12 protein-coding genes are annotated in these 12,351 nt (G+C 39.9%); 6 read left to right on the top strand and 6 right to left on the bottom strand.

Annotation, left to right across the window (positions count from 1 at the left end; all coding sequences use genetic code 11):
• Positions 1–596 precede the first annotated feature (596 nt).
• Positions 597–1,886: an iron-containing alcohol dehydrogenase gene (locus LK453_RS04745; protein WP_201542123.1), complete on the top strand. Its 1,290-nt coding sequence runs from the start codon at positions 597–599 to the stop codon at positions 1,884–1,886.
• A 108-nt stretch (positions 1,887–1,994) separates the two neighbouring features.
• On the opposite strand, the gene LK453_RS04740 is transcribed toward LK453_RS04745, so the two are convergent.
• Positions 1,995–2,903, bottom strand: a complete 909-nt coding sequence (locus tag LK453_RS04740) for a LysR family transcriptional regulator (RefSeq protein WP_201536315.1) — start codon at positions 2,901–2,903, stop codon at positions 1,995–1,997.
• A 233-nt stretch (positions 2,904–3,136) separates the two neighbouring features.
• The gene (locus tag LK453_RS04735) at positions 3,137–4,105 is read right to left on the bottom strand and encodes an IS4 family transposase (protein ID WP_227945213.1); all 969 of its coding nucleotides are present in this window, start codon (positions 4,103–4,105) and stop codon (positions 3,137–3,139) included.
• Positions 4,106–4,300: 195 nt separating this feature from the next.
• Between LK453_RS04735 and LK453_RS04730 the strand changes: the two genes are divergently transcribed.
• A complete protein-coding gene (locus tag LK453_RS04730) occupies positions 4,301–4,708 on the top strand; it encodes a DoxX family protein (RefSeq protein WP_201536056.1) in 408 nt (135 codons plus the stop codon).
• 166 nt (positions 4,709–4,874) lie between these two features.
• Here the strand turns inward: LK453_RS04730 and LK453_RS04725 are convergent, their stop codons facing one another.
• Entirely contained in the window at positions 4,875–5,201 is a 327-nt protein-coding gene (locus tag LK453_RS04725) for a GNAT family N-acetyltransferase (protein ID WP_201536059.1), read from the bottom strand.
• A gap of 267 nt (positions 5,202–5,468) precedes the next feature.
• On the opposite strand from LK453_RS04725, the gene LK453_RS04720 reads away from it, so the two are divergent.
• The 3 genes from LK453_RS04720 to LK453_RS04710 all read left to right on the top strand — a co-directional run bounded on the left by LK453_RS04720 (position 5,469) and on the right by LK453_RS04710 (position 8,015).
• A complete protein-coding gene (locus LK453_RS04720) occupies positions 5,469–6,182 on the top strand; it encodes a pirin family protein (RefSeq protein WP_201536062.1) in 714 nt (237 codons plus the stop codon).
• A gap of 37 nt (positions 6,183–6,219) precedes the next feature.
• The gene (locus tag LK453_RS04715) at positions 6,220–7,152 is read left to right on the top strand and encodes a pirin family protein (RefSeq protein ID WP_201536065.1); all 933 of its coding nucleotides are present in this window, start codon (positions 6,220–6,222) and stop codon (positions 7,150–7,152) included.
• A 251-nt stretch (positions 7,153–7,403) separates the two neighbouring features.
• Complete coding sequence (locus tag LK453_RS04710) at positions 7,404–8,015, top strand: nitroreductase family protein (protein ID WP_201536067.1); 612 nt, start codon at positions 7,404–7,406, stop codon at positions 8,013–8,015.
• Between the two features lie 177 nt (positions 8,016–8,192).
• Here LK453_RS04710 and LK453_RS04705 read toward each other — a convergent pair whose 3' ends face one another.
• From LK453_RS04705 to LK453_RS04695, 3 genes are all read right to left on the bottom strand, one after another.
• Positions 8,193–9,008, bottom strand: coding sequence for an SDR family NAD(P)-dependent oxidoreductase (locus LK453_RS04705; protein ID WP_201536069.1), 816 nt, complete (start codon positions 9,006–9,008; stop codon positions 8,193–8,195).
• Positions 8,987–10,093 (bottom strand): MBL fold metallo-hydrolase, encoded by a 1,107-nt coding sequence (locus tag LK453_RS04700; RefSeq protein ID WP_201536071.1) that lies wholly within the window; start codon positions 10,091–10,093, stop codon positions 8,987–8,989. The genes LK453_RS04705 and LK453_RS04700 overlap by 22 nt, the downstream gene beginning before the upstream one ends.
• Before the next feature lie 178 nt (positions 10,094–10,271).
• Positions 10,272–10,985, bottom strand: a complete 714-nt coding sequence (locus LK453_RS04695; RefSeq protein ID WP_201536073.1) for an RluA family pseudouridine synthase — start codon at positions 10,983–10,985, stop codon at positions 10,272–10,274.
• Positions 10,986–11,350: 365 nt separating this feature from the next.
• On the opposite strand from LK453_RS04695, the gene trxA reads away from it, so the two are divergent.
• Entirely contained in the window at positions 11,351–11,677 is a 327-nt protein-coding gene (gene trxA / locus LK453_RS04690) for a thioredoxin (protein WP_201528289.1), read from the top strand.
• Positions 11,678–12,351 lie beyond the last annotated feature (674 nt).

Raw genomic sequence — 12,351 nt, 5'->3', positions numbered from 1 at the left:
TAGAGGTGAAGGGGTCATTGGCATCGTTTGGCGTGGTGGTAAGTAGTATCAGAAGGTTTGAGCGATGAAATAGAAAAAGAAATCCAAACAACCGAAAACGCTTTTTTAGTGATAGTATATATTTGAGATCATATAACGGCTTAGAAACATTTAGTTACACTTAGTCAAGATATAAATCCCTTTATTTGTCTCGCATCCAATACTTAGAAAGTGTTGGTCTAATAGTTGGTCTATACCAATAAATATAAATAAAATTTACTTTAAAATCAAAAATTTATACAATAAGTACGACTTCCTCCTTCACCGCCATTATTTTTATATCCTTTCTTGTTATATTTTCCCTTGTTACATCCTTTTCTCTTCCTATCTGCTTGATATCATGTCAAAATAGTTTTAACAGTATTTAATTTTAGTACTATTTAATTTTAACGGTATTTAACATATTAGAGCTAAAGGGCTTTAACTCTGATTTGTTTAAGTTAAACTCTATAGTCACTCTGTTTTACCTGCATTTTATTTCCTTAATACTTGCAACCTGTTTACTATAGCTATACTGTTATCACTCTTAATCTAGCCATATAAAAAAGGATTTTTCTATGCCAGTTAACAAGGCAGTTGCCACTTTACAACAAGCTTTTACTCCCAATAAATTAAATCATGCTGGTTATCTGGCCGTCGCTAAAACTCGTGCCAAAGCCTTGCATGCCTTTTCCTTAGTTGTTCCTATTCCTAGACCTCAACTATTTATCGGCGACCAGTCATGCTTTGAGCTCTGCGATATGATGATTAATGAAGGGGCGACCAAAGTCTTAATCGTCACTGACTCTGTTTTAAATCAATTAGGGATTCCTGATAAAATCACTGATTATTTACAACAAAAAGGGATTGGTTTTCATTTATACGATGGTATCACCCCTGATCCGACTTTCAGTGTGGTTGAGGCGGGCATTAAGCACTCAGTAGATAATAACTGCGATGCTATTCTAGCTTTAGGCGGTGGTTCGGTCATTGATGCGGCGAAAGTTATTGCCATGAGTCAGGCCAGCAAGCGTAAACCTCAAAAATTAATGGGACTACTTAAAGCGGGTAAAATTATGCCCCTTTACTGCATCCCAACCACAGCAGGTACTGGTTCTGAAGCTACGTTAGGCGCGGTAGTTTCTGATGATAAGACACATCAAAAATCTCTATCCATTGACCCAAGAATGGTACCGCTAGCGGCTGCAATCGATCCGGTAATTATGAAAGGTATGCCACCGCATATTACCGCGGACACCGGTATTGATGTTCTAACGCATGCTTTAGAGGCCTGGATGAGCGTTAACGCCAGCAGTGAAACCGATTATTATGCTGCTTCGGCCACACGCGGTGTATTCCAATACTTACCTGTGGCTTACAAAGACGGCGGTAATTTAAAAGCCCGTGAAGAAATGGGCGTTGCAGCGCACTATGGTGGCATTGCATTCAATAAAGCTGGCTTAGGATATGTGCATGCCATTGCTCATCAGTTAGGTGCTTTTTATGGTATCCCGCATGGTCGTGCCAATGCTATCGTACTGCCTCACATTCTTGATGCCAACCGTGATGTCTGCCAACATAGATTGGCAGCCTTAGCCAAAAAAGCAGGGATTGTTAATGCAGAACAATCAAAGGCAGAAGACGAACAACTGGCTGATCATTTAATCGCTCAAGTCAGAACTTTGATTGAAGAGACCAATATTAACCGCAGTGTTGAAGGCATGAATCAAAGTGATTTCAAAAAATTTGCTAAGGCCGCAGCAGCCGAGGTTAGAGATACCTATTCAGTGCCAAGATATTTTACCCAAGCTGAAATCATTGAGATTTTAAATAAAATTAAAGACCTCAGTGAGTCGTTAAGTAAATAACAGACTTAATAAATGGGTTTGACAAGCCTACTGATATCAATAGCCCTTTACCGTAATGGTAAAGGGCTATTTTTATTGGTTTATCAAAGATATGCGTTAGCAGACATTTTAAATATTATCCCAATAAGGCTCATCGCCAATTTGTTCAATGATATAGTCAATTAACAACCGACAGCGTTGAGATAAAAATCTATTTTTGGGATACACCGCATAGGCAGTCAAAGTCGGCAAGTGATAGTCTTCCATTACTGGCACTAGCTCACCTTTGGCCAGACTTTCATACGCGATAAAGGTAGGCATATAAGCAATGCCATGACCTTTAATCGCCATATCAAGTAAGAAATTACCATTATTGGCCTTGATACGAGAAGAGGTTTCAATCTTGTGACGTTGCCCGGTAGCATCAATAAGCAGTATTTCACCTTGCTTATTTTGTAGCCCGTATTGTAGAAACGAGTGTTGTTTTAAACTTTCTATACTGTCTGGTATACCTGCTTGCTTGATATATTCAGGACTGGCACAAAGGACGCGTCGTATTACTGTCAATCGTTTGGCTTGGTAGGAGGAATCTTTAAGCTCGCCAATACGAATGGCCATCTCATACCCCTCCTCGACTAAGTCAATTTGACGGTCAGAAAAATCAAGCTCAAAACTTAATTGCGGATGCTGCTGTGCATAATTATGGATAATGTCGTTTAGGTGCATTAATCCAAAAGATAGGGGGGCTGTCAATCGCATAGTACCTTCTAGTTGCGATGCTACCCCACTGATTTTCTCATTCAGTAGTTCTACTTCACCCAAAATACTACAGGCTTCTTGATAATATTTTTGACCCGCTTCTGTCAAAGTAGAGTTACGGGTCGTCCGACTAATGAGCTGAGTATTCAAACGCATTTCTAACTCTTTTAAGCGACGGCTAACCGCTGACTTTGCAATATTCAACTGCTCGGCAGCTTTGGTGATGCTGCCTGCATCTACCACTCTAATGAACATCGTCATATCTTCAAGCTGTCCCATACCCTATCTATCCTTATCACTTAATGTCGTATCAACCTACTTAATTGTTCTGAAAATGAGAACTATCAATTGCAATTATTAATGTTTATCTATTATAAGTCAACAATTACAATAGCGTCATTACTTAGTCACTATAAACAACATTAATTCAATCTAAGGATTTATTATGAACTCATTAAATCATAGCAACGATTTACACAATAACAGCGCTTTCTCTGCACACGACAAAAAAATCATCCCCACCGGATTTTCATAGGTTTAGGGGTTAAAAAGCTAACTAACTGTCGAAAGACAGTCTTATCATTGTTAAAAAACACCAAACGAAGACCTTCAATCAATAAATCCAGACCAAGCGCAAACAAACTGGCTTGAGGTCGAGCGTTTGACTTCAACTTGCGTTTTAACGGCTTATCTTTGTCTTTATAAATACCGACATGATAAGCCCAACAAAATGCTAAGGCGTTCACTGCGACTAATTTACTGACCCGATCAAGATGGGTTAAGTGGGTATCTTCAAGATTAAAGCCACTCCCCTTTAGACAAGCAAATAAAGTCTCAATTTCCCAACGCTTGCCATAGCTTATCATCGCATCCACTGTTTCTAGTTGATTGGTTGCCACAATCACTAAACCGTAGTCTTTATCACGCTTGGCAAATACTCGAACCAAACAACCATCGACAGTCAGTATTCGCCCATGTCGATATGTTTCTTGATGGCCAACATGGCGAAATAACTCTTTAATCTGTACCAACTTGCCATGATGATTCTTAACTTTACTGTTCTTCTTAATCCGTATGGCAAAGGGTATGTGATTATTGGTGAGCCAGTTAAACCATTTTTCGCCAACAAACTCTCTGTCTGCTACTATCATCTCAAGGTTATCTTTGCCAAATTGTTTGATAAACCGCTCAATAAGTTCACAGCGTTCAAGATGGTTTGTATTACCTCGCTTATCTAGCATTTGCCAGTATAAGGGGATGGCTATCCCTTTATATACCACCCCTAGCATAAAGATGTTGAGGTTACTTTTACCCCATTTCCAGTTGGTGCGGTCAATGGTTAAGGTGACTTTGCCTAGCCCAAACAGTCGATATATCATTAAAGCTAATTGATCATAGTCTATCCTCGCTTCGGCAAAAAATCGCTGTAGTCTGCGATAGTGACTGTCGGTCTTGCCACCCTTAGGAATGTGTCTTGCTATTTTTTTTAAGATTACTGCTTTGAGCAGTAATCAGGGCTATTATCATTAAGCTCAAACATGTGATTCTTGCCTTGTTCATACTCAGGTTTTGGGTTAAAGTTTCACTAAGTCTGTTAAAGTTTGGCATGGTCTGATTCGTCTTAAAAATTACTATTATGCCTTTGCTTTAACAGACTTTTTTGTTTTTTTTGTCGTGTGCAGAGCAGCGCTTTACAAAATGGCAGTGCACTATTGGGCCGTTTCCTACTGGTTGCTATTTTCATTTTTTCAGGCTTTACCAAGATTACCGGTTACGCAGCCACTCAAGGGTATATGGAAGCCATGGGCGTACCGGGCTTCATGTTACCTTTGGTCATTATCTTAGAAATATTTGGCGGTTTGGCAATTTTAGTAGGTTTTAAAGCGCGTTTAGTGGCGCTATTGATGGCAGGTTTCAGCATCGTTTCAGCCATCATCTTCCATGCAGATTTTGGTGATCAAAACCAAATGATAAACTTCATGAAAAACCTAGCGATGGCAGGTGGTTTCTTGATGATTTTCGTTAATGGTCCAGGTGCTTATTCAATCGACGAACGCAATCACAATGTTAACAACCGTATCTAAATAGATTTGGTACTGAGTTAGACGTTGGATTTAATTAAATAAATAGATTATATCGAAGTTTCACTCATAAGCTGTCCTATATAAGTTCAGCCTATGAGTGAAGCGCTTTGTCAGCATGCACTTTATCAATCATGCCTTTTATGAATTTAGCATTGGTTGCGATTCATTAAGGCGTAGCGTTATGGAACACAGAGTTAGCTTGATACTCTGGATGCTTATCAATATAAGATTTTACATAAGGACAAATCGGTTTAACGCGTAGGTTTTTTGCAGCAGCGTCCTCCAAAAGATGTTTAACAAAATAACCGGCAATACCGCGGCCGCCTAATTCTTTTGGCACTTCAGTATGGAGATAAGCAATACCTGGCTCTCCTAAGCTGGTAGTGAAATATTCATAATCTTCGAAGGACACATAGCCATCGACATGCAGCTCAAAACGATTGGCCTCTTTATTATCAATAATTTCATAATTCGATTGTTCTTGATTTGTCATATTATTTTCTCTTTTTATGGGTGAGTTTGTTTTTTTATAAGCTAATAAAGCAAGCAGTGTTGGCAAACTAGCCGATACTGCCTACTCTCTTATCGTTATGACGATATCGGACATTATGACGATGTAAGACTTGGATAATCAACTGCTACCCGGCTACAGTTACACTTGAAATAATAATTACAACGATTATTATGTAGTCAAGTTAAATCTTTATCCGGTTTTATTAAGTTTATATTTTATAGCTTAATATTCAAATAAGGATAAGTTATGAAAACAATAGTTCAGGCGGCTAATACCCGTGGTGGCTCTCACCATGGCTGGTTAAAAAGCAAACATACTTTTAGCTTCGCTGATTATTACAACCCTCAACGTGTGGGATTTGGTGCTTTACGGGTTATCAATGATGACCATGTCGATGGAGGGATGGGCTTTGGCGATCACTCACACGCCAATATGGAAATAATCAGCATCCCGCTATCAGGAAAACTGAAGCACGGCGATAGTATGGGCAACCATGGCATTATTAGAAGTGGTGAAATCCAAGTTATGTCAGCAGGTACTGGCATAGTACATTCAGAGATGAACGCCGATGACATAGCACCTGTAAAGTTTTTGCAGATATGGGTCGTACCTAATAAGTTAGACGTCACCCCACGCTATCAACAAGTAAGCTTAGTTGACCTATTGATTCATAACCAATTTAGCCAAGTACTGTCTCCTCATCCTGAAGATGCAGGCGTTTGGATTCATCAAAATGCTTGGTTTAGTGTGGGCGAGTTTGATAAAGGCGTCACCACCACTTATGCTCTAAAATCTGCATTGAACGGTGCTTACGTTTTTGTGATTTCAGGCAAGGTAGTCATTGATGGTCAAACCTTGGATCCAAGAGATGGACTTGCGGTCTCTGAAACCAAAAACTTCACCATGGATGTGCTTGAAGATGCCCAAGTCTTAGTGATGGATGTACCGCTTAACAGTTAATTATTAAATTTATTACGATGAAAATTATAGGTGCTTTATGAAAACTGAAATATTAGATCCTCGTTTGGCAGATGTCGGCGGTATTCCTATCGCTCGCTTGTTACCTAATAAAGGAAAACAACCTATTGGCGCTTGGTGCTTTATGGACCACGCTGGTCCTGCTGAGTTTGGTGACGATGAAGAGGGTATGCAAGTGGGTAGACACCCGCATATTAATTTGCAAACTTTTAGCTGGATGATTGATGGAGAAGTACTTCATAAAGACAGTATTGGTAACGAAAAAGTCATTACCAAAAACCAAGTGAACGTAATGACAGCCGGTACCGGTAATGATCAGGGCATTAGCCACACCGAACAGAGTGTGTTCCCTGATACTGGCGGATCTGCAGAAGCTTGGCGTGGTATGAATATGGTGCAGCTATGGATTGCGCTACCTCTAGATCAGAAAATAGAACGTAACTTCCATCATTACCCTGAGTTGCCAAGCTGGAAAGAGCAAGGCGCTGAATATGTGTTAACCACAGGTGATTACACCACGCCTAAAGGAGAGAGTTATAGTGCTCCGACCATTCAATACAGCAAACTCATTGGCCTAGATGTGCATTTGGTTGAAGATACCGAAGTGTCTTTGGTGTTAGAGCCAGGCTTTGAATACGGCATCCTAATGGTCGTTGATGGCATTGAATATCAAGGCAAAAAGTATGAGCAAAATCAGATGATTCGCTTTGATGATGTTAGCCAAAAGACCCTCATTAGCGTTAAAGGTACCAAAGGCGCCCGCTTTATGCTGCTCGGTGGAGAGCCTTTAAATCAAAAGGTACTGCTATGGTGGAACTTTGTCGCTGACAACAAACAAGATATCGAAAAGGCCATTACTGACTGGAACAATCATCACCCTCGTTTTGGTAATGTCGATTCTGAATTAAGAAGATTAGAGGCACCAGCGTTACCGGAAGGCTTCAAAGGCTGATTGTGTAACATTAATTCACTATCAATATTCATTGTTAAATAAATTTTACAAAAATTACATCACAGTTTGGGTCTAATATTTTATAATTAACCTTAGTTAATTGATCAAAATATTAAGCAAGGCGTAGACCTTAACTGATGACAGCAACCCTATATAAAGTCTTATTAAAAAAGCTTAATACAAGGATAATTGCTGACAGTAATTCAATCTTAATATTTTAAATCCCACTGTAAATATATCGGAGAATAATTATGTCAAACTTACAAGATTTGCAAACACTTGCTGAAGCACGTCGTTCAATTTATGCCCTAAACGATCAGCTACCTGTAGACAAAGATCAAGTTGTGGATTTGGTTGAGCATGCTATCTTGCATACCCCATCAGCTTTTAACTCTCAATCTACTCGTTTGGTAGTTCTATTCGGTGAAGATCATAAAAAACTATGGCAAATCACTGAAGATACCCTACGTAAAATCGTGAATGACGATGAGATATTTAAAGGTACTGAAGAGAAATTAAATGGCTTTAAAGCCGGGGCTGGTACTGTTCTTTTCTTTGAAGATCAAAATGTTGTGAAATATTTGCAAGAGAACTTTGCTTTATATGCCGACCGTTTCCCAACTTGGTCTGAACATACCAGTGCCATGCATCAATATGTTATTTGGACGGCTTTAGCCAGCTTAAACATCGGTGCAAACTTGCAGCATTACAACCCAGTAATCGATGAAGAAGTGGCCAAAACTTGGAACATCGATTCTAGCTGGAAACTTGTTGCTCAGATGGTATTCGGAGGTGTTGAGCAAAAAGCAGGCGACAAAGAATTTGCGCCAATCGACAGCCGTTTAAAAGTTTTTGGTAAATAATCCAATAAACTGAATCTAATAAAGTGGATTTAAAAGTTAAACTGGGTCTAAGAATCTTAACTTAACGCTTAAGTCATCATCTGACCTAATCGTTAAGCAATAAAAAAGCAGCCTCAAATTGAGGCTGCTTTTTTTATGGCGATTGCTTTTTATAATGACCACTATAAGACTATATTACTATTTACTTTTGGCTTGGCGCTTAATGCCTTGCTTTTGAAAAATATCAATAAATCGCCCTGAGGTTTGTGGAAAGATGTTGGCCACCTTAGCCACCACACCGCGGCTTTGAGGTAGCATTATTTCCATAGGGCGACTTTGTAAGGCGTTACCCAATATCGCGTCTACCACTTCATCGACCGTTAAAGTACGGTTACCCGAGAAAGTTAATGCCGCTTGCTCCTTGTCTTTTTGCTGATCAAGCATGGGGGTTTGAACCGCGTCAGGGCAAACGGTAGTTACCGCAATACCATAAGGCGCCAATTCTATACCGGCTGCTAATGAATAGGAGCGTACCGCATACTTACTGGCACTATACAAAGACAGACCTGGAACAGGCGACAGTGCCGCCATAGAAGCCACATTGATAATATGGCCTTTACCCTGTTTGCGCATGGGCTCTATGACGCTTTGAGTACCGTAGATGGTACCTTTGACATTAATATCGAAGTGAAAATCGACTTCATCTGGAATGACAATATCAGTCACCCAGTTTTCCTTTAACACGCCCGCCACATTGCACATAATATCGATGGTTGACCATTGTGCCAACACCTTACTTACTACACCTTGCCACTGCTCAACACGTCTTACATCGAGTGGATGTAACATTAAAGTGCCGCCATCATCAACCAGCTTATGCTCAGTATAGTGACTTTTTAAAGCGTCATAATCAATATCACAGACACAGACTTGCTGTCCTTGCTCAAGCAAACGCTGACACAAAGCCAGACCAATGCCTGAAGCCGCTCCGGTTACGATACAAGTTTGCGCCACAGGCCACCTCGCTTGCTATTGGTTTGAGTTTTTGGAGTAAACTGACCAAACTCCAGCTCTCCCATACGCACTGTGGGATCGGTACCAGGGAAGAGATAATAGCCATCTGATTCAGAGGACAACGCCATGTTAAAGAATCGCTCATCTTTAGGGTAAGGACCTGCCACGGTCTTTTCTTGAATCATGGACAGATATTGGTCTACCCCAAACTCTAAGGTATTGCCATTCATGACCACCTCAGATTGGGTCAATTCGGCGTAACGGGCTAGGCCTTTGATTTTGGAATGTTGCGGCGCATAAGCATCCATACTTATGCCATTTTCTGAAGTCACTAGCAGACCTTGATCAGTATGGGCAACAATAGAGTGATTACCTTCGGTGTGGCCTTTGGTATGCATTAAGGCAACTGAACCATCTCCTAAAAACACATCGCCATCAATTAACTCAACCCGACTCTCATCTACACCTTCAATGCCATTAGGGCAATACCATTGGTTTTGCCAAGGCAGTAAGGCTTGGGTGCTCTCCCACTCCTCTCTCATTACCAGCAGTTTTGCGTTGGGAAATATAGCAGATTGTCCTGCACCCCCAAACCAACGGGTAATATTTTGAGTATGCAGATGGTCATAAGTGATGTAATCGACGTCTTCCGGTGCCAATCCTATACTTTTAATAGCGTCTAATACGGTACTGACTTCTTTGACTATCATTTTTTCAACGGGCTTTGAGAACATGCCCATGTCTTCTACCATTTGGTGAAAATAAGGTGTCTCTCTTTGGTGTTCCCAGCCAGAGGGACTGACCAAAAGCGTCTTTAGCCCTTCTTCGCTATCAAATTGAATGACAAACAGCTTATTACAAATGTGTACATAAGGGGTCAGCAAACCAAAGGCATTAAGATAGCCATACTTACTAGGATAAGGGATTCGAATCAACTCAAAGGTTTTATAAAATTTAACTTTGGGGTTGGCGAGCATTGTCTTGCGAAAATCTTCGGCCGCAGCACGCACATCCTCGACCCTATCTAAGGGCTTGGCAGCGTCACGGGACGATTTAAAGTGAGAAACTGAGTGAATAATACTCATGATACATTCCTTGTTATCAGTGTGGGTTACAACTTCCTTATATAAAATACTACTTGTGGCAAACTATTAAAAGCCTCAATTGAGACTTTAGCAGTTTTTAATAAAGAAAATTAGTAAAATTTTGCCTAACCAGTCGTAGCTAACCTTTAAAAGAGAACCCTACTAAAAGGAAATCATACTAAAAGGGAACCACACTCTCCCATGCCATCCAAGTATTCATCGTAGGGTGTTTCAAACGCAGCTTATGAGCGTGCAAATTCAGCCGTGGTGATAAGTTCAATGCTTCTCCTTCAGCATAGATAGGGTCACCAATAATCACATGACCTAAATGCACCATATGTACCCGCAGCTGATGGCTACGGCCTGTCACTGGATGTAATGCTACACGGGTAACGGGCTTACCTTGACGTAGCTCATGGTGTAGTACTTCATAATGGGTCAAGGCATGCTTCTTCCAGTTAGGATCAGCAACGTGCTTTGGCTTAATGCTAGGCTCATATCGCACTGGGATATTAATCTCTCCCTTTTTACCTGGCGTTGCCAACGTGCCATTGACAATGGCTTGGTACTCTTTTTGCGGGATACGTTCGATAAACTGTTTGCTAATGTGGGTCTGAGCGGCTTTATTTTTACCGAATATCATAAGCCCAGAGGTATCCATATCAAGGCGATGGATTAACTTAACCTCAGGATTGGCCCGCTCTAGTCTAGACAATAAGCTGACCTTTAAGTCTTTACCATCAATACTGAGCAATCCTGCTGGTTTATCCACCAACAAAATATCATCGTCCTCATAGACAGTTATTTGAGTCATAAAGTCCTTAAAGAACTGCTCATCGTATTGAGTTTCTTCAAGATTGAGTTGATTAACGGTCTCTATTGATATTGCCATAACGGGTCGCAATTTTTTGGAAAAGGTGAAAGTTTTAGAATCTGTTTTGATATAACCAACCATCCCAGATTCTAACCAAATTTAGGCGGCTCAGTATATCATCAATCCAACTGATACCAATCATTAACCATATTTAACGGGCGAAAGACAAAAGTTGAAGCAATAAATGGTAATATAGTCTCAATAATGGATGGTAGGACCTTTGGCATTATTTACCCAGTTATTATTAACCTTCTATCATACTTACTTAAATGTAAAGGCCGCACTTAATAATAAGTTTCAAGCTATAATCAACTGTCCTATCTTCCTATTCTTTTTTACAATAGTTACCCTTATGATATTACTCTCTATAAAAGGAATGAACCATGTCAGATTTAATCATTAACACCACAGATGCTAATTTCGACCAAGATGTTGCTCAGTCAGATGTACCTGTACTAGTAGACTTTTGGGCAGCTTGGTGTGGTCCTTGTAAAGCCATTGCTCCTATCTTAGAAGAAATCGCTGATGACTATAATGGTAAAGTGAAAATCGTTAAAGTAGATGTCGATGAAAACCCTGAAACTGCTAGCCGTTTTGGTATTCGCAGTATCCCAACGTTAATGGTTTTCAAAGGTGGCGAAAAAGTAGATACTGTTATGGGTCTACAGCCTAAAGCTGACTTAGCCGCTTTATTAGACAAGCACCTATAATAGCCATAAGCGATTGGTTTTAAATTATTTATAATTCAAGCGAGAAGCGACTGTTTTTGACAGTCGCTTTTTTATTGTCAGTTGAGTAGACCAGCTATCAAACTTAAAATATTGAAGAAATCCTCGTAATATAAACCACTTATCTCTCACAAATACGCCCTAAAATGCGTTTTAAACTCACAAAACCATTGACATGACGCGGGTAAACACCGTATAGTTTGACTCCTAGAGAATACCTATTGTCAATTTGCGAGCCATACTAAAGACTGATCCCTATCAGGACAGCTTTACTGTGATTATGCGCTTATCTGCATGCAATCATTGCTTAATCATCCCTTATCTAAATGCTTCTGTTTTGACCCGCGTATGACTTAACCAATACGCCAGTTGATAGTCTTTTATTGATGATTTACAGTCAGATACTGACAAACAAAATATCTTCTCTCACTTTCTAGTTTTACCGAATATCCTATCTGTACCTGATAACTAATTTATTGTGAAATAATAGGTTTGGCACTTATTCAGTTTGGCACTTATTTAAATATTTGCTTACCATGCTGTTTCAAATTGGGTTTGATTATGGCGTCATTGTGGGCTCAGTCTGATAGCGTTTGATTTAAATCATTACTATTAGTTGATGGCTATTAAACTAGCTAAGCCAGCTGCTATATAAG

The sequence above is a fragment of the Psychrobacter sanguinis genome (assembly GCF_020736705.1).
Classification (GTDB): domain Bacteria; phylum Pseudomonadota; class Gammaproteobacteria; order Pseudomonadales; family Moraxellaceae; genus Psychrobacter; species Psychrobacter sanguinis.
Note: the sequence above shows the minus strand (reverse complement) of the source record. Positions and strands in the feature narration are given on the sequence as shown.